Origin of the sequence: Streptomyces rapamycinicus NRRL 5491, assembly GCF_024298965.1 — a bacterium.
GTDB lineage: Bacteria > Actinomycetota > Actinomycetes > Streptomycetales > Streptomycetaceae > Streptomyces > Streptomyces rapamycinicus.
In genome coordinates this window covers 1,094,481-1,117,641 of sequence record NZ_CP085193.1, presented here as the reverse complement: position 1 = coordinate 1,117,641, position 23,161 = coordinate 1,094,481, and the positions used below count along the sequence as shown (strand labels likewise).

At 71.4% G+C, this 23,161-nt stretch carries 19 protein-coding genes; 16 read left to right on the top strand and 3 right to left on the bottom strand.

Annotation, left to right across the window (positions count from 1 at the left end; genetic code table 11):
- Positions 1 to 8: 8 nt before the first annotated feature.
- Both LIV37_RS04875 and LIV37_RS04870 read right to left on the bottom strand, forming a co-directional pair.
- Positions 9 to 845, bottom strand: a complete 837-nt coding sequence (locus tag LIV37_RS04875; protein ID WP_020865989.1) for an AfsR/SARP family transcriptional regulator — start codon at positions 843 to 845, stop codon at positions 9 to 11.
- 175 nt (positions 846 to 1,020) lie between these two features.
- Positions 1,021 to 1,218, bottom strand: a complete 198-nt coding sequence (locus tag LIV37_RS04870) for a hypothetical protein (RefSeq protein ID WP_020865988.1) — start codon at positions 1,216 to 1,218, stop codon at positions 1,021 to 1,023.
- A gap of 180 nt (positions 1,219 to 1,398) precedes the next feature.
- Between LIV37_RS04870 and LIV37_RS04865 the strand changes: the two genes are divergently transcribed.
- Genes LIV37_RS04865 through LIV37_RS04795 form a run of 15 tightly spaced genes read left to right on the top strand, consistent with a single transcriptional unit; the run spans position 1,399 to position 16,632 of the window.
- Positions 1,399 to 1,977: a Pvc16 family protein gene (locus tag LIV37_RS04865; RefSeq protein ID WP_020865987.1), complete on the top strand. Its 579-nt coding sequence runs from the start codon at positions 1,399 to 1,401 to the stop codon at positions 1,975 to 1,977.
- Complete coding sequence (locus LIV37_RS04860; RefSeq protein WP_020865986.1) at positions 1,974 to 2,699, top strand: carboxypeptidase-like regulatory domain-containing protein; 726 nt, start codon at positions 1,974 to 1,976, stop codon at positions 2,697 to 2,699. Before LIV37_RS04865 ends, LIV37_RS04860 begins: the two co-directional genes overlap by 4 nt.
- 10 nt (positions 2,700 to 2,709) lie before the next feature.
- A complete protein-coding gene (locus tag LIV37_RS04855) occupies positions 2,710 to 4,974 on the top strand; it encodes a phage tail sheath C-terminal domain-containing protein (protein ID WP_020865985.1) in 2,265 nt (754 codons plus the stop codon).
- 19 nt (positions 4,975 to 4,993) lie between these two features.
- Entirely contained in the window at positions 4,994 to 5,449 is a 456-nt protein-coding gene (locus LIV37_RS04850; protein ID WP_020865984.1) for a phage tail protein, read from the top strand.
- A 1-nt stretch (position 5,450) separates the two neighbouring features.
- On the top strand, positions 5,451 to 6,944 hold the full coding sequence (locus LIV37_RS04845; RefSeq protein ID WP_020865983.1) for a phage tail sheath family protein: 1,494 nt from the start codon (positions 5,451 to 5,453) through the stop codon (positions 6,942 to 6,944).
- Positions 6,941 to 7,459, top strand: coding sequence for a phage tail protein (locus LIV37_RS04840; protein ID WP_020865982.1), 519 nt, complete (start codon positions 6,941 to 6,943; stop codon positions 7,457 to 7,459). Before LIV37_RS04845 ends, LIV37_RS04840 begins: the two co-directional genes overlap by 4 nt.
- Positions 7,460 to 7,473: 14 nt before the next feature.
- Positions 7,474 to 7,650 (top strand): putative phage tail protein, encoded by a 177-nt coding sequence (locus LIV37_RS04835; RefSeq protein ID WP_243146402.1) that lies wholly within the window; start codon positions 7,474 to 7,476, stop codon positions 7,648 to 7,650.
- The gene (locus LIV37_RS04830) at positions 7,647 to 8,318 is read left to right on the top strand and encodes a CIS tube protein (protein WP_020865980.1); all 672 of its coding nucleotides are present in this window, start codon (positions 7,647 to 7,649) and stop codon (positions 8,316 to 8,318) included. Before LIV37_RS04835 ends, LIV37_RS04830 begins: the two co-directional genes overlap by 4 nt.
- A 10-nt stretch (positions 8,319 to 8,328) precedes the next feature.
- Positions 8,329 to 9,510, top strand: coding sequence for a phage late control D family protein (locus tag LIV37_RS04825; protein WP_020865979.1), 1,182 nt, complete (start codon positions 8,329 to 8,331; stop codon positions 9,508 to 9,510).
- A 2-nt stretch (positions 9,511 to 9,512) separates the two neighbouring features.
- Positions 9,513 to 10,208 (top strand): phage baseplate assembly protein V, encoded by a 696-nt coding sequence (locus tag LIV37_RS04820; protein WP_214662969.1) that lies wholly within the window; start codon positions 9,513 to 9,515, stop codon positions 10,206 to 10,208.
- On the top strand, positions 10,205 to 10,627 hold the full coding sequence (locus LIV37_RS04815) for a GPW/gp25 family protein (protein ID WP_020865977.1): 423 nt from the start codon (positions 10,205 to 10,207) through the stop codon (positions 10,625 to 10,627). The genes LIV37_RS04820 and LIV37_RS04815 overlap by 4 nt, the downstream gene beginning before the upstream one ends.
- Complete coding sequence (locus tag LIV37_RS04810) at positions 10,624 to 12,564, top strand: putative baseplate assembly protein (RefSeq protein ID WP_020865976.1); 1,941 nt, start codon at positions 10,624 to 10,626, stop codon at positions 12,562 to 12,564. Before LIV37_RS04815 ends, LIV37_RS04810 begins: the two co-directional genes overlap by 4 nt.
- Complete coding sequence (locus tag LIV37_RS04805; RefSeq protein ID WP_243146403.1) at positions 12,561 to 14,825, top strand: putative baseplate assembly protein; 2,265 nt, start codon at positions 12,561 to 12,563, stop codon at positions 14,823 to 14,825. The genes LIV37_RS04810 and LIV37_RS04805 overlap by 4 nt, the downstream gene beginning before the upstream one ends.
- The gene (locus LIV37_RS04800) at positions 14,783 to 15,409 is read left to right on the top strand and encodes a hypothetical protein (RefSeq protein WP_020865973.1); all 627 of its coding nucleotides are present in this window, start codon (positions 14,783 to 14,785) and stop codon (positions 15,407 to 15,409) included. The genes LIV37_RS04805 and LIV37_RS04800 overlap by 43 nt, the downstream gene beginning before the upstream one ends.
- 2 nt (positions 15,410 to 15,411) lie before the next feature.
- Positions 15,412 to 16,632 (top strand): hypothetical protein, encoded by a 1,221-nt coding sequence (locus tag LIV37_RS04795; protein WP_020865972.1) that lies wholly within the window; start codon positions 15,412 to 15,414, stop codon positions 16,630 to 16,632.
- Positions 16,633 to 16,667: 35 nt separating this feature from the next.
- Here the strand turns inward: LIV37_RS04795 and LIV37_RS04790 are convergent, their stop codons facing one another.
- Positions 16,668 to 21,275 (bottom strand): MCP1 family protein, encoded by a 4,608-nt coding sequence (locus tag LIV37_RS04790; protein WP_243146404.1) that lies wholly within the window; start codon positions 21,273 to 21,275, stop codon positions 16,668 to 16,670.
- A 700-nt stretch (positions 21,276 to 21,975) separates the two neighbouring features.
- Between LIV37_RS04790 and LIV37_RS04785 the strand changes: the two genes are divergently transcribed.
- Positions 21,976 to 23,067 carry a cytochrome P450 gene (locus LIV37_RS04785; protein WP_020865971.1) on the top strand — a complete coding sequence of 364 codons (1,092 nt, stop codon included), beginning with the start codon at positions 21,976 to 21,978 and terminating at the stop codon, positions 23,065 to 23,067.
- Positions 23,068 to 23,161 lie beyond the last annotated feature (94 nt).

Here is a 23,161-nt window from a genome sequence, read left to right as displayed (position 1 = left end):
GTCATGGGTCACGCGGGCACGGTGCCGGCCGGAGCCGAGGTGTCCGTGCCCTGCGCCGGGACCTCGCCCGCCGGATGGCAGACGATCCGACGTGTCGGGAGCGGCTCCGGAGCGGCGCTCCCGCCCCCGGGGTGCGCCGGTATGCCGGCGTCCCCGCCCCCGGAGTGCGCCGGCACCAGGTTCCTCAGCGTCTGGGAGGGCTCCAGGCCCAGCTCCTCGAGCAGCACCCGGCGGCATTGCTCGTACTGCCGCAGGGCCGCGCCCCTGTTGCCGGCGGCGAGATGCGCGTTCATGAGTACGCGATGAGCGCTCTCCCGCAGGGGTTCCGCGCGTACGGCGGCGAGTCCGGCGGCGACGGCCTCGCCATGGCGGCCCGCCGCCGTCAGCCGTTCGGTCATCGCCTCCAGGGCGTACAGCCGGAGTTCATGGTATTGCTCCTGCTCGACCAGCACCCACTCGTTCTCCGACCACTCCGGTAAGAGATCGGCCGAGAGATCCTCCCGCGTCCGCGCGGTGAGGATGTCATCGCACGGGCGCGACATATCGAGCAGCTGGTGCGCGCGCGTCGCCGCCACGTGGATATCCACGTCGATGTGTTTGCAGATCGCCAGTTCCTGCGTGGACGCGTCGATGACCTGATGCCCCGTGCGCGTGGCGCGCCATAACGACGACCGGAGATTGGCGTTGGCGCGGGAGGCCGTGACATCGGGCCACAGCATTCCGGCCACATAGGTGCGGCTGCGCGGCATGTTCTGGAGGGCGAGGAGGCGCTGGGCGCTGGAGGATATGGGAACGCGATTCTGATCGACCGACAACGCGAAACTCTTGAGCAGTCTCAACGTCATGACGTGGCCTTCTGCGCTCATCGGCCCCCCGGGGCGATATTGGCTCCAGTGACCCATCCCGTGCGTCCCGTCGGGATGCCCTAAAGCCATGTTACGAGCAGATCATGATCGTGTGTCCGGCCTTCCCGCCAAAGGACGCTATTTGGCCGGCCATCACCGGAACGTCGCGGCGACGTCACCCTTCCGGCTCGAGCAACTGGTCGAGCCAGGCGCGCACGGCGGTGAGTACGTCGTCGACCGCGCTCACCGCGCTGGGGGCCGGCTGATGCCCGCCCCCGGTCGGCACGATGCGCGCACGGAATCCATCCGGCCTGCCGCCTTCCACCCAGACCCGGAGGATCAGGACGCCGGTCCGTTCTGAGGGGATTTCCATGAAAGGACAATATGCTCGCCCGTGTCACCTCGGCGTTGTCGATGTGTGTCCGGGTTCGTCATCGCCGACCGCGAAAACGGACCGGTGACGTTCGTGTGATGTGCGTATCGCGGTCCGGCCACGCCGGTCCCGGCATCCTCTCGGAGCACGCTTCCGAGCGCGGAGAGGGGGAGCATTCGCATGGGCGACTTCGGCGTCATCGCCGACGTCTCCACGGTCATCGTGGACAGCCTGACCCAGGCCCTGCGCGGGCTGAGCCAGGTGGAACCGCCGATCGCGGAACTCAACGACCTCTCCGAGACGGTCCAGACACCACCGCCCAAACTCACGGTGTTCCTCTACGAGATCGCCGAGGACCCCACCTCGCGCAACCGGCCGCCGGTGCGCTCCCAGCCACCCGACCCACCGACCACCCGCAGGCCGCCGATGGCCCTGCTGCTGCGCTATCTGGTCACCCCGTGGGGCGGTGACCAGGCCACCCAGCACCGGATGCTCGGACGGGCCCTCCAGACGTTCTACGACGACGCGATCCTGGACGGCGCACAGCTGTCCGGCAGCCTGGCGGCGAGCACCGACGCGCTCCACCTCAGCCTGACCCCACTCACCTTGGACCAGAAGTCCTGGGTCTGGTACGCGATTCAGAAGCCGTACCGGCTGTCGCTCAACTACGAGGTCCGCGTGGTCAACCTGGACTCCGCCGTCGAGACGCCGGTCCACCCGGTGCACAGCCGGGTCATCAGCGGGGCGGGGCTGCCATGAGCCGCTTCCTGCCGCTGGAGCGGTCGACGCTCTACAGCCCGGCCTGGTTCATCCCCTTCGACGACTACGCCCGGCGGGTGCGCGCCGCAGGGGTCACCGTCCAGCTGGACCGCTACGACGACGGCGACTGGCTGCCGCTGGACGACACGGCGGTGCGCACTCCCAGCGCCGCCTTCGTCTATCCGGGTCTTGGCCGGTGCGCCGAGCCGTGGGCGGCCCGGCCACGGCGCCACCGGGCCCGCTTCACGGCCCCCGGCTACCAGCCGCTGTACCCGGCCGACGGTGGGCCGTTCTCGGCCGCCCTGGTGGGCGTCGAGTTCCTGGTGCACCCGTATGACGACGGCCACCCGCCGCCGGTGGTGACCGAGCCCCGGCTGGTCCGGCTGCTGCCGAGCGTCTCCTTCCCCTACCCGCCGGGGCTGCGCACGGTGCACGGCGTCGTGGTCGACGCGGCCACGCGGGCGCCGATCGCCAACGCGCTGGTCGAGGCCAGGGGGCAGACCAGCCGGGACCTGACGCCATGGCACGAGCGCACCCTGTCCGACGCCGCGGGCGCCTTCCGGCTGGCCCTGCGGTGGGAGGGCGAGAAGGCCGACGAGCACGCCGTCGAGGAGACATTCCGCGTGCAGGCCACCGAGCGGCCGGGCCGGTCCGGATCGCTGGTCGTGCGGCTGCCCCAGGACACCGAGCGCCGGCACGTCATAGAGATCCGCGAGAGTTAAGGAGCCGTCCATGGCGGAGTATCTGAGCCCCGGGGTCTACATCGAGGAGATCGATGCCGGCCCACGGCCGATCGCGGGGGTGAGCACCAGTACGGCAGGAATGGCCGGGGTCACCGTGCGCGGTCCGTACACCGGCAAGCCCAAACTGGTCACCAACTTCCTGGAGTTCCAGAACACCTTCGGCGGATTCCTCCGCGAGCCGGACCCGCTGATCCGGGACACCTGGGCGAACGACCCGGCGGAAGGCGGCCGTTGGTGGCTGTTCCCGCTGGCCGTCAAGGGGTTCTTCGACAACGGCGGCCAGCGGCTGTACATCAAGCGGGTGGCCAGCAAGCAGGCCGCCCCCTCCTCGGGGGTGCTGGGCCACGGCCTGGTGAGCCCGGTCACCGGCGACGCCGCCAAGGGCGCGACCCGCCTCGAACTCGGCCATCTGATCGGGTTCTCCGGCGTCGGCCAGCAGGTCCAGATCTTCCGCGGCGACGACCAGCAGTCGGTCCACACCGCCGGTGTCGCCGCCTATGACGCCACCAGCCACCGGATCGAGCTGGACGCCCCGCTGCCCGCCGAGGTCAGGACGGGCCGTGGCGACTACGTCCAGATCGGGACGCGCAGCGCGGAGCAGACACTGGAGTTCGCCGCCGTCAGCCCCGGGTCGTGGGGCGACGCGGTGCAGGTGCGGATCCAGCCGATGGCCTCGGCCGCGCTGCCGGTGCTGCCGGATCCGCAGGAGGGCGGGCTGTTCGTCACGCGGCTGGCCGCGGACGCCGCCGCCGACAGCGAGACGGTCGAGGTCGCCGCGGTGACCGGACTCGACCCCGACGAACTGCCGTCCGACGTATGGGTGCAGATCGGCTCCGGCCGCTTCAAGGTCCAGGTGAGCCAGCCGGCGGACGGGAAGGTCACGTTGACCCTGCCCTCCGGCGCGACCCATGAGGCATGGCGCGGTGGGCTGCTGGTGCGACGGGTGCGTCGCGGCAACATCTCGGCGGCGACAACGCTGCGGGTCGGCGGGGCGAGCCGGCTCTACGGAGGCGCCGTCGTGCAGCTCGACGACGGCACCCATCTGACCATCCGCACCGTCGAATCGGTCGCGGCGGACGTCGTCACCCTCGACGGAAACGTGCCCGGGACGCTGTTCGAGACCGATCGGGTGCATCTGATCGAGGCGCAGGTCGACGCCCGGTTCACCGACCCGTCCGGGGCCGTGGAGACCGAGACCCACCGCAACCTCCGGCTCACCGGCGACACACCGGCCAACCTGGTGACCACCCTGGCCGGCCGCTCCCGGCTGGTGCGGGCGACGGCGCTGGGCGCCCTGTCCACCGACCCGACGAAGTTCCCCCTGCCCGCCGTCGGATCCTGGCTGACCCTGCGGTACGGGGACGACGCCTACGCGAGCCTGAGCGTGGCCGACTTCGTCGGCGAGGGCGGTGGCAGCGGCAAGCGCACCGGGATCGCCGCGCTGGAGGACATCGACGAGGTGGCCGTCTGCGCCGTGCCGGGCATGTGGTCGGGGACGGTCGAATCGGCCCTGGTCACCCACTGCGAGCTGCTCAGGGACCGGTTCGCGATCCTCGATCCGCAGGACGGCCTGGACATCGAGGACGTCCAGGCGTTCCGCGAGCGGTTCGACACCAAGTACGCGGCGCTCTACCACCCGTGGCTGGTCACCCGCGACCTGTCGGCGGACCGCGATGTCGAGGTGCCGCCTTCGGGCCACATGGCCGGGATCTACGCGCGCGTGGATGTGGAGCGGGGGGTGCACAAGGCACCGGCCAACGCGGTCATCCGGGGCATCCGGCTGACCGACGGCATCGCCCAGGACATCACCAAGCGCCATCAGGACGTGCTCAACCCCAAGGGCATCAACGCGCTGCGGTTCTTCCCCGGGCTCGGCCACCGGGTCTGGGGCGCGCGCACGCTCTCCTCGGACAGCTCGTGGAAGTACGTCAACGTCCGGCGGCTGTTCCTCTATCTGGAGGAGTCGATCGAGGAGGGCACCCAGTGGGTGGTGTTCGAGCCGAACGCCGAGGCGCTGTGGTCCCTGGTCCGTCAGACGGTCACCAACTTCCTCACCACGGTCTGGCGGACCGGCGCGCTCGTCGGCACCACCGCCGACGAGGCGTTCTTCGTCGCCTGTGACCGCACCACGATGACCGAGGACGACCTCGCAGGCGGCCGGCTCATCTGTGTCGTCGGCGTCGCGCCGGTCTTCCCGGCGGAGTTCGTGATCTTCCGGATCCAGCAGAAGACCCGCGAGACCCAACTCGCCTGAGTGCCCGAGGGAGCCCACCATGCCACCCGTGACCAGGGACGATCCATACGCGTCCTATAACTTCGAGATCTTCGTGTTCAACGTCAGCGACGACGGGCTCGCGGTGAGCGGGTCCTTCACCGAGGCGAGCGGGCTGGAGCTGGAGATCCCGCCGATCGAGTACCGCAACGGGAGCGAGGACATCACCGTCCGCAAGATCCCGGGACTGAAGAAGGTCACCAACGTCACCTTCAAGCGCGGCATCACCGGCCACGCCGCCTTCTGGAAGTGGGTGGCCGACGCGCTCAACGGCACGGTGAAGCGCACTCACGGCTCGATCGTGCTGTGCGACGAGAACCGCAACCACGTGGTGCGCTGGAACTTCGACCGCGGCTGGCCCACCAAGTACACCGGCCCGACGCTGAGCGCCACCAAGAACGAGATCGCCATGGAGACGCTCGTCCTGGCGGTCGAGAAGCTGGAGATCGAAACCTGATATGGCAGGCGATGCGCTCCCCGGAGTATCCCTCGCGTGTCCGCCACGCGGCTCCGGCACCGAGCCGCTGCGCACCGACGTGGCGGCGTTCCTGGGCCGGCTCCGCCGCGGCCCGGTCGGCACTCCCGTGCGCGTGGAGAGCTGGAACGACGTCGTGGGCACCTTCGGGCCGCCGGAGGGCGCCTTCGCCACCCCGTACGCACTGCGCGGCTTCTTCGAGAACGGTGGCCGCACCGCCTGGGTGCTCCGCGTGTCCGGGCCGGCCACCACGGCCCGGACGGAGTGGAAGGTCGGGCCGCTGAGCGGATGGGACGCCACGAGCTACCAGGTGGTGGCCACCAGCCCCGGCGCCTGGGCCAACGGCGGGCGCGTCGCCATCCGCTACCAGGCCAGCACCGTCGCCGGACCGCCCACCGTGGGCGTACGGATCATGATGCCCGGTGAGCCGCCCGAGACCTTTCCCGGGCTGCCGCTCACCGGCCTGGCCGACCGGCTCACCGGATCCCGCTACCTCCGGCTGGTCCCGTACGGGCCGCCACCGCCACCGGGGCGGCCCGGCCCGATCTCGATGTCCTGGGACCTGACGCTCGCGGGCGGCGCCGACGCCGCACCCACCCGAGGGGCGTACTCGGACGCCGTGACCGTACAGGCCGAACTGCCCGAACCGGCGCTGGTGGCGCTGCCGGACCTGGGCACGGACCTGTCCGGCGCCGCGCACACCGACACGGTGCTCGAACTGCTGCGGAGCGTGGAGCCGTCGCACGACCGCCTCGCCGTTCTGGACGTACCGCCCGCGCTGTCCTCCGTGGACCAGGTGGTGGACTGGGTGGGCTCCCTGGAGGCCACCGGCGACAGCCAGTTGCTCGGCTGCGCCGCCGTCTACCATCCGCCGCTGCGCACCCCCGACGGGCAGGATCTGCGCACCGTCCCGGCGTCCGGGCACGTCCTGGGCGTCATCGCCCGCCTCGACGGCGAGCGCGGGGCACACCACACGCCCGCGAACGCCGTGATCCTGGAGGCGGTCGACCTCGCCACCGAATACCCCGAGCCGCAGCAGGTCCGGCTGTTCGACGCGGGGATCGACCTGATCCGGTGCACCCGGGGACGGGGGCTGATGGTGTGGGGCGGCCGCACCCTGTCCGCCGGCCCGGGCGCCCGCTACATCGCCCACCGACGGCTGGTGCATCTGCTGGTGCGCGCGATCCGGCGGGCGGCGAGCCCGCTGGTGTTCGACCTCAACTCGGCGGAGCTGCGGCTGACGTTGGTACGGGCGCTGACCTCCGTGCTCCTGTCGGCCTTCCGGGCCGGGGCGCTCGCCGGGGCCCGGCCCGAGCAGGCGTTCCGGGTGGTGTGCGACGACACCAACAACCCGCCCGAGCAGGACCCGGGGCAACTGGTCTGCGAGATCGAGGTGGCCCCGGCCGTCCCCATGGAGTTCATCCGGCTGCGTCTCGTACTCGGCCAGGACCGAGGTCTGGAGGTGATCGAGGCGTGAGCCTGGATCCGCTGCCCAAATACCGCTTCCTGGTCACCCTCGACCCCGGCGACGCGTACCTGCCCGCCGCGCAGGCACTGCTGCTGCCACTGGCCGCCTCCGGCGCGTTCCAGGAGGTCACCGGACTCGGCGCGCAGCTGGAAGTGACGAGCTACCCGGAGGGCGGGCGCAATGACTCGGTCCACCAGCTGCCACTGCGCCACTCATGGAACCGGATCACGCTCAAGCGCGGGGTGGTGCGCGACCCGGGGCTGTGGTCCTGGTACCAGGCCGGGCTCGCCGACTCGCTGGGCGCCCGCCGCGACGGCGCGGTGATCGTGCTCGGCCCGGACGGGGTGCCCGGTGCGGCCTGGGCCTTCCACGGCGGGCTCGCCGCCAAGTGGACCGGCCCGGACCTGCACGGGGAGCAGAACGCGATCGCCATCGAGTCGCTGGAGATCGCGCACGAGGGGCTGACGAAGGTCCTGCAGGACGCCGCGGCGAGCGCCTTGCCGCGCCAGATCCAAGGGAGGTGACCGAGGTGCCGAAGGTGACCATTCACCACCTCGAGGTCCGGTTCCAGGTGGACGGCGACGACGGCGCCGTGTTCACCCGCCTGTTCAACCAGCACATCCAGGCGTGGGCGAAGTTGTACGAGGACCAGTGCGCACGCGCCAAACACACCGAGGCGGAAAGGCGCTTCGGCGATGCGGAGGGCCGTTCATGAGCGTGACGCCCGTGTCCTTCGCCCGGCAGGGTGCCGCCCGGGCCCGGCTGGAGATCGTCCGGCCGGTGATCGCCGACGAGCGGCAGCGGCGGATCCCGCTGCGGTTCAACCCCACCGACTACAAGCTGAGCAAGAGCAACACATTCGCCGAGATCACCATCCCAGGCCTGGAGACACCGCCCCTGCAGTACGTCCGCGGCGGCACGGAGACCCTCAGCGTGCAGGCGCTGGTGGACACCTCCGACACCCTGGAGAATGTACGGAAGGCCTACGTCGACGCGGTGCGCAACCTGCTGCGGCCCGACAGCCGCGAACACGCGCCACCGGTCGTCCGGTTCGTCTGGGACGAGGAGGTCTTCACCGGCGTCGTGGAGAAGCTGGACGTCAACTACCAGCTGTTCCGGCCGGACGGCGTACCGCTGCGGGCCATGCTGGACCTCTCGCTCAAGGAGTTCCGCACCGCCGCCGCACAGGTCGCCGAGACGCCCCGCTCGTCGCCCACGGTGGAGAAGAGCTATGTGGTGCGCCGCGGCGACACCCTCAGCTCCATCTCCGCCGCGCTGTACCGGCGGCCCGACGCCTGGCGGGAGCTGGCGCGCGCCAATGGCATCAGCGACCCGCGGGACCTGCGGCCGGGCCGGGTGCTGACCGTGCCCCGGCTGGCGTGAGGAGCGCGCGATGAGCACCCCCACCCCCGAGGTCGCCTCGCCCGACCGCTACGCGCCCGAGTTCGACGTGCGCATCGAGGGCCTGGAGATGGACCCGTCCGCCAAGAACGACATCATCGACATCAAGGTGAACCGGGACATCGACGAGCTGTCCGGCTTCGACCTCACCCTGAACAACTGGGACGACGCCAATCTGCGGTTCAAGCACAGCGATTCGCCGCGCTTCCGGCTCGGCGGCCGGGTCTCGGTCCGGCTCGGCTACGCCGACAAGCTGCTCACCGTCGCCACCGGGACCATCGCCACGCTCAGTCCGAAGTTCACCGACGGCGCGTCGCCCACCGTCCAGGTCAGCGGCGTGGACGGGCTGCTGCGGCTCAAGGACCGCAAGCCCACCGAGAACGAGACCAAGATCTACCGCAATCTGCCGGACTGGCGCATCGCCGAGCAGATCGCCCAGCGCAACCACCTGCGCATCGAGGTCACCCGGGAAGGGCCCACCCACGACGTGGTGGTGCAGAAGAACCAGGACGACGCGACGTTCCTGCTGGAGCGGGCCAAGCGGCTCGACTTCGACTGCTACATCCTGCCGGACGCCAAGACCGGCGAGGACACGCTGTACTTCACCAAGCCGACCGACGGCCGCGACGGCCGCCCGATCCGGCTGTACCGGCTGGCGTACGCGCCCGGGCTGAGCACCGGCCCCACGGGTCAGCCCGAGGGGCTGGTCCCCAACCTGATGGAGTTCACCCCGACGCTGACCGTCTCCCAGCAGGTCAGCAAGGTCACCGTGCGCGGCTGGGACCCCCGTACCAAACAGCCCATCGCGTTCACCGCGACCGCCGAGAACCTCCCGGCCGGGCAGAACACGGCCGACGGGCAGAGCGGGCCGCAGGTCGCGGAGTCCACTCTGCAGGGCCGTCAGGAGGTCGTGGTGGACGCACCCGTGGGCAGCGACCAGGAGGCCCGCGAACTGGCGATCAGCCTGCTGCGCGAGCGGGCCTACGAGTTCATCACCGCGACCGGCAAGGTGGCGGGCCTGCCCGAACTGCGGCCCGGCGACAACCTGGAGATCTACGGCCTCGGCCACCGCTTCTCGGGCACCTACTTCGTCAAGCGCGTCGAGCACACCCTCAACACCAGTGGGTTCTTCACCCAGTTCACCGCACGGCGGATCCACCAGGGGGACCAGTGACGATGAGGGGCACGCCACGCGCCCGCTCCACCGACAAGCGCTACTACGGCGTGGTCGAGGCGCTCGTCGTGGAGAACGAGGGCGACGACGAGGGCCAGGTCAAGCTGAAGTTCCCGTGGTTCGACGACACCACGGTCACCGACTGGGTCCGGGTCAGCCAGCTCTACGCGGGAGGCGGCTACGGCTCGGTGTTCGTCCCCGAGAAGGGCGACGAGGTGCTGGTCGCCTTCGTCCACGGGGACATGCGGTACCCGATCGTGCTGGGCGGCCTCTACAACGGCGAGGACAAACCGCCGACCGCCCGCACCGAAGGCCGCGACCAGAAGATCGTCCGGACCCGCCACGGCCATGAGGTGCTTCTGGACGACACCCGGTCCAAGGCCGCCGTACGGATCACCTCCGCCGCCGGACACGTCGTGGAGCTGGACGACCAGGGCAAGGCGATCCGCATCACCGCGGCCGAGGGCGGCAGCGTCACCGTGACCGCGCAGGGCGAGATCACCCTCAAGGCGCCCAAGCTGACCGTCGATTCCCCCTCCATCGACCTCGGCGGCGGCGCCACCGAACCCCTCGTACTCGGCTACGCGCTGCTCCAGGCGTTCAACACCCACACCCACCCCTCCGCCGCCGGGCCCACCGGCCCGCCGGCTCCGCCGCTCACCCCCGCCGTGCTGGCCAAGAAGGCGAGGACGGCATGAGCGAGGAGTTCCTCGGAACCGGCTGGCGGTTCCCGATCCTGCCCGACGCGTCCGGGCGGCTCGGCTACGCCGTCGGCGAGGAGAGCATCGAGCACTGTCTGCGGGCGCTGCTCCTCACCGGCGCCGGCGAGCGCGTGATGCGTCCCGAACTGGGCACCCGGGCCCAGGAGTTGGTGTTCGCGCCCGGCAGTGTGCAGAACCTGCGCGACCTGGAGCAGTCGATCGCCGTCGCCGTGCGCGACCATGAGCCGCGGGTGGAACTGGAGGAGGTCCGCGCGGAGGCCGACCCGGCCGACGAGTCGCGGATCACCGTATCGATCGTCTACCGCATCCGGCGCAGCAACACCAAGGCGAACCTGGTGTTCCCGTTCTACACCGGGCTCACCGGACTCACGGGCCTCACCGGGGGCACACCGTGACCCTGCCCGCGCCGAAGCTGGACGACCTCACCTGGGCCGACATGATGGCGGCCATCCGCCGCCGGATCCCCGCCGAGTCCGACGGCACCTGGACGCTGCACGCGCCCGTCGACCCCGGCGTCACCCTCCTCGAACTCTTCGCCTACCTCCTCGAACAGCGGCTGTACTGGCTCGACCAGGTGCCGGACGCGCTCGTGGTCGCCATACTGCGGCTGCTCGGCCTCGAACCGCCGCGCCCGGCCCGCCCCGCCGCCACCGTGCTGCGCCTCGACGCCCGGCAGGAGGGCACCGCGGTCCCGCTCGTCCCCGCCGGAACGGCGCTGACCCGGGACCCCACCGGGCAGGTGGTCTTCACCCTCGACGACGACCTGGCCGTGCTGCCGCTCGCCGAGGGCGGTGAGGTCACCGTGTGGACCGACCGCGACCGCACGGCGGACCTGCGGGCCCGGCGCGGCATCGCGCTGCTGGCGAGCGACGGCGCCCCGGCGCGGGTCCGGTTCACCCTGCCGCTCACCGGGGACCACCCCGCGCCCGGCCCGATCGGGCTGCTCGTGGAGCTGGACGCGCCCACCGCGTCCGCGCCGTCGTGGCTGCCCGGGGCGGTCGCCGACGTACCACCGCCCGCCGAGCTGACCTGGTCGTGGTTCCGGCCGGGCACGGACATCTCCGGTGCGTATCAGAAGGTCGAGGACGGTACGGGCGGGCTCAGACGGTCCGGTGTGGTCCGGCTCCACCCCCCGGCCGACTGGTCCACGCGGGACACCGGACTCCTGGTCTCCACCCCGGCCGCCACCTACGCGGCCCCGCCCCGCCTGCTCCAACTGGCGGTCAACGCCTCCGCCGCACACCACTGCCGGCACCGCACCGTGAGCGGCGCCGACCTCCAGGACCAGATCGGCGCCTGGCTCCGGCTGCCCGGCCGGCATCTCGTCCTGCCGGACGCCGCCGACCGACTCCTGGAGGCGACGCTGCGCCTGGCGGGCCAGGAGTGGCGGTCGGCACCGGACTTCACCTTCGGCTCCCCGGCCGACCGGATCTTCGTGCTCGACCGGGCCGAGGGCGCGCTGGTGTTCGGCGACGGACTCACCGGCCGCATCCCCCACCCGGACCCGGACGCGCACGTCGACTACGTGACCGGCGGCGGCCGGATCGGCAACGGCGGCATGACCGGCAACTGGCTCCCCGCCCAGGACCTTCCGGAAGCGGTCTCGGCCGCCAATCTCGTACGGGCCGAAGGCGGCACCGACCCGGAGACCACCACCGAGGCGCGCCGCCGCGCCGCCGCGTCCCTGGGGGAGGTGACCCGCGCCGTCACCGCCGAGGACTACGTCACCCTGGCGCGTGCGACGCCCGGCGTCGCCATCGCCCGCGCCTACCCGGCCGTCGGCGCGCACCCCGGCTTCCCGTGCGCCACGGTGCCCGGCGCGGTGACCGTCCACATCGTCCCGGCCGCGCCCCGCGACGACCTCACCCGCGAGGACTTCGTGGCCGCGCCGCTCCCCGACCCCGGGATGCTGCGCGCGGCCGCCGTCCACCTCGAACAGGCGCGGCTGCTCACCTCCGAGGTCTTCGTCCGCGCGCCCCGCTACCGCGAGGTGGCCCTGCGCGTCACCCTGTCGGGCGACCCGGCGGACGTCACCCGCGTGTCCACCGCGCTCACCGCCGCGCTGCGCCGCTTCCTCGACCCGCTCGTGGGCGGTGAGGACCAGGACGGCTGGCCGTTCGGACAGCCGCTGCGGCCCTCGGCCCTGCTGCGGGCCGCACAGCGGGCGCTGGGCGACCTCGCGGACGTCGCCGCCGTGGCGATCGGCCTCGACGGGGCCGACGCGGCCGAGGAGTGCGACGAGGTGCCGCTCGGTGCCGGGGAGCTGCCCGTCCTGCGGACGGTCCACACCCGGACCGTGCCCGCCGTCGAACCGGGGGAGGGGCTGGTATGACCGGCGAGATGTGGTGGGAGCGGGACGCGCGGGAACGGGAGCGCGAGGACGGGCGGATCGTGCCCGGCCCCGGACCGGCGGGCGTTCAGCCCGAACTGGTCGACGCCACCCGCGAGGCCGTCCGCGCCGATGTCCGCGGCCGGATCGCGGGCTACACCCCGGACTGGACCGACCCCGACCGGCAGGACGCCGGTGTCGCCCTCGTCCGCCTCTTCGGCACCCAGACCGAACCCGTACTCGGCCGCGTCAACCGGCTGCCGGAGAAGGTGCTGGCCGAACACCTGGCGACGGCGGGCGTGCGGCGCCGCCCGGCCGGAGCGGCGGCCACGCTGCTGGAGTTCACCGTCAACCCGCCGGACGGCGCCTCGGTGCTCGTCCCCGCCGGGTTCCAGAGCGCCGCCTCGACCCCGGCGGGCCAGGTCGTCTACGAGACGGACCAGGACCTGTACGCCACCCCGGCCACCCTCGCCGATCTCGCCGTCCAGGAAGCCGGGACGATCCAGGCCCTGCCGCTGGGACCGGCCGGGCCCAGCCGTCCCTTCGAGCCCTTCGGCCGCGATCCGCGGCCCGGCAACGCGCTGTGGATCGGACTCGCCGGACCGGCCGCCCCCTATCCGCGGCTGTCGCTGGGCTTCGTGGTCGTCGCCGCTCCGCCCGCCCCCGCCGCCTCCGGCGGCACCGCGCCCCTGCCGCTGCCGCCCGCGCCGCTGCTGCGCTGGGACGTGCTGGACGGCACCCGGCTCGTCCCCGCCGAGCTGATGCGGGACTCCACGGCCGGGTTCGGCGCCAGTGGGACCGTCGAGCTGCGGGTCCCGCGGTCGTGGCGGCCGGGCAGTCCGTCCGGCACCCGGCCCCCGCTGCGCTGGCTGCGCCTGCGGATCGCGCACGGCGCCTTCGCCGGATCCGCGCCCGCGCTGTCCGGGCTGCGGCTGAACGTGGTCGCCGCCACCGCCGCCCGCACCATCCGGGACGAGCCGCTGCAGCCCGTCCAGGACCCGGCGGCGACCGGGCTGCGGCGCATGAAGCTCAGTCAGGTGCCCATCCTCTCCGGCTCGGTGGTCATCGAGGTGGACGACGACACGGGCGGCGACGTGTTCGGCACCACGGCGGGCACCTCGGCCGGAACCTCGTCCCGGTGGCGCGAGGTGGAGAGCCTGGCCGGGTACGGCGCCGATGACCGGGTGTTCACGATGGACCACGAGAGCGGCGAGGTGACCTTCGGGGACGGCGTCAGCGGCGCCGCCGTCCCGCCCGGCTTCCGCAATGTCCGCGCCGTGCGCTACCGCGTCGGCGGCGGCAGCGCCGGGGCCGTGGCGGCGGGCGCGGTCAACGGGGTGGTGACCGCGCTGCCGTTCGTCACCGGCGTGAGCAACCCCTTCCCGGCCTCCGGCGGAACGGACGCCGAGCCCGACGCCGACGCCATGCGCCGCGGCGCCGGTGAACTGCGCGCCCGCGGCCGGGCGGTGGCCCCGGCCGACTACGGGCAGCTCGCCACCCGCGCGCCCGGTGCCTCGGTGGCCCGCGCCCGGGGCGTGCCCGGTCTGCACCCCGACTTCGCCGGGGCACCGATCCCGGGCGTGGTGGGCGTCCTCGTCGTACCGCCCGTACCGCCGGGCGGTGATCCGGACGAACCGCCGGTCGCCACCGCCGCGACCCTCAAGGCAGTCGCCGACTACCTCTCGCGCGAGGCCGCCCCCGCCGGGGTCACGGTGGTCGCCGCCCCCGCGCCGTACCGCCGCGTCGGAGTGGAGTCCTGGGTGGCCCTCGACCCGGACCTCGACCGGGCCGCCGTCCTGGCCGGGGCCGGGGACGCGGTGCGCACCTATCTGGATCCGCTGCGCGGCGGGGAGGACGGCGCGGGCTGGCCCTTCGGCGGCGCGCTGCGCCACACGGCACTGGTCCGGCGGCTCCTGGCGGTCGAGGGCGTGCTGGCCGTCACCCGGCTCTCTGCGAGATCGACCTGTGGAAGGCGCTGCCGCCGCACGAGCGGGACACCGACACCGTCTGGATCGGCGTCGAGTACGCCGAGCGGCCCGTCGAACCCACCCGCGCCGTCTACAACGACGGCTGCGCGGACACTGGCGACTGCGAGTTCGGCTGGACCGAGGAGTGCTGCACGGTGCGGGTCACCGGCTGCGAACCGCCGGTGGACGAGCGCTGTGACACCTGCTGCGAGCCGTGCGAGCACACGGTGCTGTGGCTGGCCAGGATCGACTGCGTGGACTGGTACGAGCCGGTGCGCCGGAACCACGTCCACATGAACGTACGCCGCCCGTTCGGCCGCCATCTGCCCACGGTGATCACCGGCATCAACTGGATCCACGGCCACACCTACACCATCGACGAGGCCAAGGACCTCCTCGGCACCCTGGACCAGGACGGCGGGCTCGTGGTGCGGTTCTCCGCCGACGTGCGGTCCGACACGCTGCGGCCCGGTGTGGTGGAGCTCCAGGTGATCGAGGGCGGCAGCGGCCGCAACGCCTCCACCTGGTACATGGGCGGCAGCTTCGCCGAACCGGACCTGGAATCCGACGAGTCCGACGAGTGCGACGAGTTCACCCAGGAGTTCCGCTACCGCCAGACCACGCGCGAGACGCTGCAGGACGGCGACCGCGTACTGATCACCGTGCGCGCCGCGTTCCTCCTCGACCGCTGCTGCCGCCCGGTGGACGGCACCCATGTGGGCGGGCGCGTCCCGCTCATCCGCACCGGCTCGACGCTGACGGCCGAGCACGGCGGTGACGACTGCTGCGACCTCCCGCCCTCGGGCATCGGGCCCTGGACGTCCGGCACCGGCGCGGGCGGGGACGTCTTCGAGAGCTGGTTCTTCGTGAAGGAGCGCTGATCATGCGAACAGACTGCGGATGCGGCTGCGGTGGCGACGCCACCCGGACCTCCGCCTTCGTACGTCCTCGCTTCTTCGCAGGGCAACTGCTGACCGAGGACGACCTCAGCCTGCTGGTCGAGTACACGACGGCGAAGGCCAGACTGCACAACCGGTCCCTGTACGGGCCGGGAGTCATCTGCGGCCTCGGCGTCACCTGCGATCCGTGCGGCGGCGGAACCGTGGCGGTCCACCCCGGTCACGCGCTCGACCGCGCCGGGAACGACATCGTCGTGCCCTGCACCGAGCGGGTCGACGTCACCGCACTGGTACGGGAACGCCGCATCAACGCGCTGGGCGTGGATTGCGGGGAGGACTGCGACAACGACGGCGACGAGGGCGGGCGCCGCTACGGGCTCTATGTGCGCTACCGCGAGCTCCCCGTCGAACCGGTGACGCCGTACGCCACCGAGGAACCCTGCCCCTCGCCGGGATGCGTGCCCTCCAGGATCCAGGAGGGATACCAATTCGTCGTCAAGTGCGATGACTCCGAGGACCACCGCCACAACCCCGGCACCCGGCTCCTGATGACCCTCGGCGACCTCGCCCGAGCCGACCGGGCCCGCACCCGCGACCGGCGGCTCGGGTTCTACACCGACGCCCTGACCGTCGCGTCGCTCGGCACCGGCCGGGCCTTCCGCTTCGACGCCGCAGACGCCCAGCGGTACGCCACCTCCTTCGCATGGCTGCGCGACAACGCGGGTGGGGAGGGCCCGCCCGCCCCGCCGACGGCCCGCGAGCAGGACGGCGAGCAGGGAGTCGCCGCAGCGTTCGACCTCGTTGTGCGGATCGACGTCCTTCCAGATCCCGAATACGGTCGTCCGGCCCGCCCCGAGCTCGGCGAGGCGGTAGCAGTGCACCCGGCCGCCGTGCTCGAGGTTGACGTTGACGCCGAGGAACAGGGGGACCAGGTCCGGGTCGCGGGCGAAGACCCTGCGCGTGATGTCCGCCATCGGATCGGGCCGCTCCGGCAGGCCACCGCGCTCGGGGGGTACGGCCAGCCGCCAGGGCAGCAGGGGGAAGTCCACCATGAGGTCCAGGGAGTGGGGGCCCGCGTCGGCGAGCACGAAGAACTCCTCGGGGAAGCCGACGCCGTAGCACTCCCGTACCACCTCGCGGGGCCCGAGCCCCCGGGTGTAGAGGGCCCTGGCCAGGCTCGCCATCGACGCGTAGTCGTCGCGTGACGACTCGGCGCGCGGGCGCCGCGGCGCGTCCTCGGTCACTCCGGCCCCTCTCCGGTCCGTCCGGCCTCCATGATGCTCCTCAGCAGCGGGGAGAGCTCGCCCCAGACGTTCTTCAGCGCGTCGGCGGTCAGCGCGGTGATGATCCGGCGGGTCACCTTCTGCGCCTGCTCGACCACCTGCCCGGCCTGCGGTGTGCCCGCCTCCGCCAGGGTCTGGGCCAGACGCTTGGCGTCCTCTCTGAGCTTCTTGGCACGCGCTCTGATCACCACGCTGTGCACGGTCCGCCGGGGGTCGTCGGCCATCAGCTTGACGACCTCTTCGACATGGACGAAGACGACGTCCTGGAGCTGGGCCTGTAGCCTCGCCCACGCCTTCTTGCTCATGCCCTCCGGCTTCGGGCTGGACAGGGTGAACTCCTGGGCGAGCCGTGTGGCGCTGGCCATGGACTGCGACTGGAGCACCAGCGCGTTGGCCCGGTGGCTGCGGCGGGCGATCTCCTCCGCGCCCAGCCTCGGATCGAGACCTTCGCCGCGCTCGGCGCCGACGACCTTCCGCGGGGTCACGGAGAGACCGCGCTTGTCGTCGTCCGGGGCCGGGCTCGTGGTGGTGCCGGCCAGGGGCGCGTAGACGATGGAGAAGCCGTCGCCGAACAGCTCCATCAATTTGATCTTGAGTTTCCGGCCCTCGGCACCGCCGATGGGGTACAGCTCGCCCTGGGCCTCGAGCAGACCCTGGATCCGGGGATCCTGGAAGACGCCCGGGGAGCCTTCCTTGTCCCACGCCTTGATGAGCATGTTCGGCTCGGTCGGGTAGAGCATCTGCGTGTACCGCTTGTCGATGGCATCCCGGATCGCCCGGTCCACCTGGTTGGAGAGCGTCGTCAGCTGGACGGTGCGCGGGTCGGCGTCCTTCTTCCAGTCGAAGTTCTCGAAGGTGTAGCCCCCGATGGTGAGCAGCGGGTGCTCCCGCATCTCGCCCAGCACCTTGGTGTAGGCGGCCAGGACGCCCATCCCCTTGGTGGTCGAGACACTGGTATCGGCGTCCTGGCTGACGATGTGGACCTGCTTGTTGGCCTTGCTGAGGATGTCCACCGCCTTCTTGGTGTACGAGGAGGCGAGCACCTGCTGGCGGAAGACACCGTAGGGAAGGGCCTTCTTGTCGCGCAGGCCGGATTCGTTCTTCTCCGCGAGCGCCCGCTTGCCGTCCGTTTTGAGGTCCCGGTACTTCGCGCGCACCTCGGCCAGGGGGGCGTTGCCCTGCTCCTTCCCGTCCTTGACATGGACCCACCGGGGCGTCCAGACGAAGCCGAAGACGGCCGCGACGAGCTTGCTCGGCGGCTTGACCATGCCGATGGCCGCGCCCAACTCGCCCTTGTTCTTCTCGGGGTTGAGGCCCTCCAGGGCGTTGACGCCGATGACGACGGCGGTCCTGGCCGCGGCCATGTCCTCGGACCCGCCCCCGGGAACGTCCCACGCCGTACTCAGATACCGGGAGGCCACCGCGGGGTTGCCCTCGATCTCGGAGGGGAGGGCCGCCATGTTGACGACGAAGCCGATGAACGGGTCGTTGCTCTGCCCGGCGGGCCTGACCTCGTGCAACTGCGCGACCGTCGGTCCGTATCTGCTGACGTCCATGCGGCCCTGCGCTCTGGCGATCTTGTACGGGAACTCGTTCTCCGACAGGGTCTCCACCGGTGTGTCTTCGCTCGGGTTGATGGTCACTCTGATGCGGTACTTGCCCTCCGCGATCTTCTTGAGCTGGATCCGGGTGAGGCCGTGCCGCCGCTTGATCGGGCCGAGGCCGCGCCGCACCGTTTTGACCGTGGCCGCTTCCTCGTTGAGCAAGTTCGTCGCGTCGCGCACGGCGGCGTAGAGGGCGCGCTTCTTGTCCGCCTCGGTCCGCTTGTCCGGCTGTTTGTCCGGCCGTTTGTCAGGCCGCTTCTTCTTCGGGTCGCGACCGCGTTTGGGCCTGCGCCGGTCGGGGCGGCGGCGCTGGTCCGGACGCTTTCGGCGGCGCGGGCGGGCCGGGCGCTTCCGGTCCGGGCGGCGCTTCGGCCTCGGCTTGGGCTTCTTCTTCTCGAACTTCGGCTTGAGCTTGGACCAGAGCTTCTTCACCAGCCCCACGATCTTGTCGATCACCCAGTCCACCGCCCGGTTCACCGGCTTGGACATCGCCTGGACGATGCCCTTGACCCGGGAGGCGATGCCGCCGACGCCCAGGATCGCCGCCAGGGCGCCGAGGAGTACGGGGATGGAGCGGGCCAGGGCTTGCTCGATGAGGCCCGGTACGCCCCCGCTGCCGCCTCTCGCGATCGCGATGACCGAGTCCAGCACGGCGTTCACGAACTCGATGATCTGGCGCGCCTGGGTGACGATGAAGCGCACGATGTCGATGATCAGCTTCACCGCCCGGACGAACGCCGACGCCGGGTTGAGCAGCGAGATCACCCACATGATCCCGGCGACGACGATCGTCGGCGTGACATAGGCGATGACCTTGTCCAGCAGATCCTTGCGCAGGTCGCCCACGCGGGTCTTGAGGTCGTCCCACATCCCGGCGACGCCCCGTTTGCGGACCTCCGCGACCAGTGGCACCGCGGTCTCGGCCGCCGAGATCGCCGGTTCCATCTTCGGCACCTTGCGGACGATCCGGGCGCGGATCGACTGCCAGGTCAGCCCGAGCAGGGAGGCGAGCATCTTCAGCACGCCCTGGACATCGAACTTCGCCGGCATTTCGATGCCCGCCTCGGCCGTCTTGCCGAGCAGCCAGGACAGGATGCCCTGCTGCAGATGCCGGCCGATGTTCCGCAGGAACTGCCGCAATCCGGCGCCGACGGCCGAGACCAGGTTGCGCAGGAAGCCGATCGGGTCCTTGAGGATCAGCATGACCGCCTGCGCGGCCTTGGCCAGGACCGACAGCAGCAGCCGCTTCAGCTCCATGATGGTGTTGATCACGGCCTTGACCGCGTCCACGGCCTTGGCCACCAGGCCCTTGTTCTTCTCCTTCTCCGCCGCGATCTCGTCGTCGACGGACTTCAGCGCGTCGGTGTACTTGGTGGCCAGCGTGTCGACGAGCTGGGTGCCCTTGTCGTTCACGGACTGAGTGAGTTGATCGAACTTGTCGGCGAATTCGGCGGCCGCCTGCTGCCCGATGGACCGCAGATCGGCCGGAAGCTTGCGCACCGCGTCCCGCACCTCGCCCCGGCCCTGCGCGATACGGCGCTTGGCCCGGTTCAGCTCCGTGCCGATGGTGTCGGCGACGTCCGAGATCACCTGCCGCATCCGGCGGACGTAGTTGTCGCGGGCCTCCTCGAAGATCTTGTCGGCTTCGGCGGGCAGCCCGGCGAACTTGTCCCGCACCCAGCGGAGTTTGCCCGTCACACCGGAGTACCGGCGGTCCTTGTACTCGTCCATCTTCCGCTGGTGCTCGGCGGTGAACGCGTCCCGTGCCGCCTTCTCGCCCCTGCCGAACTGGTCGTCGACCAGCTTGTCGAGGCCGTTGAGAATGGTCTCGACATCCTTCTTCATCGTGTCGAAGACGCCTTGCAGGACCGCCGTGACCTGGGCCCGCTTCTCCTCGTCCCGCCCCTTGGCGCCGGACTTGCCCGCACCGACGTGCTGGCCGGTGCGCACCCGCTGGGCGTCCATCGCGCCCATGGCGACGGCACCGAGCCGCCTCGCCTGCGCGGTGGCCGCGTTGAGCTCCTTCTTCTCATGCCCCCGCATCCGGCCGGGAGCCGCCTCGGAATGCTGCTCGGCCGCCTTCTTCTCGCCCAGCGCCTTGGTGAACGAAGGCTCGTTGGACTTCTTCAACTGCGCCTCGGTGACCTGCGCGGTCCTCATCCGCTGATTGACCTTGGCGGGTCCCGAGGACAGGTCGGTGGCCGACGGCGGCAGCTTGTCCGGTACGGCGTTCGCCGGGTTGGGCGTGCCCGGGGTCCCGGGGGGCCGGTCCGGTGTCAGCGGTACGACCTTCTTGGGTACGGCGGCCGAGGTGTCCGGCGGGGCGGCGGTCGTCGTGGCGATCTGCTCGGCCGAGTCCGCCCTGCCCTCGCCGACCTTGCCCCGCACCTCCTGCCGCACCTCATCGGCCTTGCCGGAGTCGGCGAACTTGTCCGCCTCGTCGAGGTTCTTCGGCGCCTTCTCGGCGATCGCCTTCTCGACCGCCCTGATGAACGCGTCCTTGTCGAAGTCCTTCGGCTTGGCCTCGTTCATCTTCTCGGCGTTGGCGGTCTTGCCCTGCGCCTCTTCGTCGTCCTTGGGCGGCCGGGCGGCGTCCTGCGCGGCACCGGCCTCCGCCTTCGGTGGCGGATGCGAGGTCGCGACCGAGCGCTTCTTGCGTCGTACGTCCTTCTTGAGCGTCGCGAACTTCGGGTCCGCTGCCGGGCCGGGACGGGCCTTGACCTCGGGGGCGGCGGGGGAGGCCGCCTCCGCCGTGTCCGCCCGCGCCGCCTCCGCCGTGTCCGCCCGCGCCGTGTCGGGCGTGGGCGCCCGTGCCGGTTCGGCCGTGGGCGGCCGCTGCCGAGAGGCGGTCTCGGTACGGCGGGCCGCCGCGACCGCGCCATTGCCGACCGTGTCCTGCCCGGCGGGCCGCAACCGGGTGGAGGAGGGCGGGGGCGCCGCGGGTCCGCGTCCGCCGGACAAGGCCGCCGTCACCGCCGCGTTGGACAGGGGACCCTGGGGGTGACCGGGGTCGTGTACCCGGGGGTGACCGGGGTCGCGTACCTCTGGCCGATCTTGCGCGGGGGCCGGTAGCGTCTTCGACACCCTGGGCCGCAGCGCGAGAGCCTTCGGCGGTGGCATCGGACGAACCCCTCCCACGCATGTCGGTGCCGACAGGAACGTGGCGTCCCGCTGACACTTCCCGACGAAGGGTGGCAGCACGGGCGTGACGAGCCCGTCACCCCCATGTTCTCCCGGCGTCTCCACGGAGCGCCGGGGCCGGAGCCGGCGTCCGGTCAGACCCGGTGCCAACAGATGTGGTTGGAGACGGCGTACCCGGGGTAGGGGGAGCGGTGAGGCCGCCACGCGTTCAGACGTCGCGGCCGGCGCGGTGAGTGCACCCGCGCGCACGGGGTCAACAGCCCTCGCCTTTGTCTAAGGAAATTTGCAGAACTTGCCCGCAGGGGCCTTTTGGTGCGCTATCGGGCCGACGGCGAAGCTAGCATCGAGATCGAGCCAGCCGGTGTAGCCGCCGACGACCTCGATGCGTGGATTGTGAATCGATGGAGGAGTCTTGGTCGACGCCCCGCACCCCCCTGTGTCACTGCCTACCAAGCGGAGCTGCCCCTTCGATCCTCCGGATGGCTACACCCCCCTGCGGGAGCAGGAGCGGATAACGCGCATGAGTTATCAGGGCGGCACGCCCGGGTGGCTCATCACCCGCCATACCGAAGCGAAGGAACTGCTCACTCATAAGAGCTTCAGCGCGCGCCAGGAAGGGATAATCTCTCCCGTTCCCACGGAGCTGGCGTACGACGGCCCGGCCGATCCGGGCGCCTTTGCGAAGACGGACGACCCGGTCCACAGCAAGTATCGCAAGCTGGTCACCGGCTTTTTCACGGTCCGGCGCACGCGGCAACTCGCCCCCATGATCGAGCGAATCGTGCACGAACAGCTCGACGATCTGGAAAAGGCCGGGCCGGGCGCCGATCTGGTGGAGGTCTTCGCCGAATCCGTCCCCTCCCGGGTGATGTGCGAGATGATCGGCGTCCCCGAATCGGAGCGGAAGAGCCTCCAGCGTCATGTGGAGACACTCGGCCGGCTCTCCTCCACCGTTCCCGAGGCGCTTGCCGCCGTGTCCGGGATGAGTGGGTTCCTGACCCGCTTCGTCCCCAGCCGGATGGACGATCCCCGGGACGACATCCTCGGAGACCTCATCCGCGGCGGACAGCTCACCGAGCAAGAACTCATGGGCATGACCGCCACGTTGATCACCGGGGCCTTCGACACCACGGGCAACATGCTCGCCATGGGCGTCTACGCCCTGCTCGAGCACCCCGACCAACTGGCCAAGCTCCAGGAGGACCCGGAGCTCATGGGGGCCGCCGTCGAGGAGCTCCTCCGCTTCCTCACCATCTCCCACCTCGGGGCCAGCAGGTGGGCGCTCGAAGACGTCGAGTTCGCCGGTCAGACCATCAAGAAGGGCGAGGTGGTCACCGTCGCCCTCCCCGCCGTCAACCGCGACCCCGAGCGCTACGAGAACCCCGATCAGCTGGACATCGGCCGTACGGACCACGGGCACCTGGGGCTCGGCCACGGCGTCCACCAGTGTCTCGGCCAGCACCTCGCCCGCACGATCCTGCGCGTCGGCTACGAGGCCCTGTTCGACAGGTTCCCCACGCTGCGGCTGGCCGTGCCGAGCGATGAGATCCAGATGCGCGAGGACTTCGTGCACTACGGCCCCAGCGCGCTCCCCGTCACCTGGGACGACTGATCGAGATGTACAAGCGGTGAATGCGACGGGCGGTGGGGAGTTCTCCCACCGTCCGTCACCGTCGCGCAAGAGGGCCCACAGGACGTACACATGT

Bases quoted from the DNA above. Each gene is read 5' to 3' on its own strand.
- LIV37_RS04875 (WP_020865989.1), bottom strand. From the start codon at position 845: ATGACGTTGAGACTGCTCAAGAGTTTCGCGTTGTCGGTCGATCAGAAT.
- LIV37_RS04870 (WP_020865988.1), bottom strand. From the start codon at position 1,218: ATGGAAATCCCCTCAGAACGGACCGGCGTCCTGATCCTCCGGGTCTGG.
- LIV37_RS04865 (WP_020865987.1), top strand. From the start codon at position 1,399: ATGGGCGACTTCGGCGTCATCGCCGACGTCTCCACGGTCATCGTGGAC.
- LIV37_RS04860 (WP_020865986.1), top strand. From the start codon at position 1,974: ATGAGCCGCTTCCTGCCGCTGGAGCGGTCGACGCTCTACAGCCCGGCC.
- LIV37_RS04855 (WP_020865985.1), top strand. From the start codon at position 2,710: ATGGCGGAGTATCTGAGCCCCGGGGTCTACATCGAGGAGATCGATGCC.
- LIV37_RS04850 (WP_020865984.1), top strand. From the start codon at position 4,994: ATGCCACCCGTGACCAGGGACGATCCATACGCGTCCTATAACTTCGAG.
- LIV37_RS04845 (WP_020865983.1), top strand. From the start codon at position 5,451: ATGGCAGGCGATGCGCTCCCCGGAGTATCCCTCGCGTGTCCGCCACGC.
- LIV37_RS04830 (WP_020865980.1), top strand. From the start codon at position 7,647: ATGAGCGTGACGCCCGTGTCCTTCGCCCGGCAGGGTGCCGCCCGGGCC.
- LIV37_RS04825 (WP_020865979.1), top strand. From the start codon at position 8,329: ATGAGCACCCCCACCCCCGAGGTCGCCTCGCCCGACCGCTACGCGCCC.
- LIV37_RS04820 (WP_214662969.1), top strand. From the start codon at position 9,513: ATGAGGGGCACGCCACGCGCCCGCTCCACCGACAAGCGCTACTACGGC.
- LIV37_RS04815 (WP_020865977.1), top strand. From the start codon at position 10,205: ATGAGCGAGGAGTTCCTCGGAACCGGCTGGCGGTTCCCGATCCTGCCC.
- LIV37_RS04805 (WP_243146403.1), top strand. From the start codon at position 12,561: ATGACCGGCGAGATGTGGTGGGAGCGGGACGCGCGGGAACGGGAGCGC.
- LIV37_RS04795 (WP_020865972.1), top strand. From the start codon at position 15,412: ATGCGAACAGACTGCGGATGCGGCTGCGGTGGCGACGCCACCCGGACC.
- LIV37_RS04785 (WP_020865971.1), top strand. From the start codon at position 21,976: ATGAGTTATCAGGGCGGCACGCCCGGGTGGCTCATCACCCGCCATACC.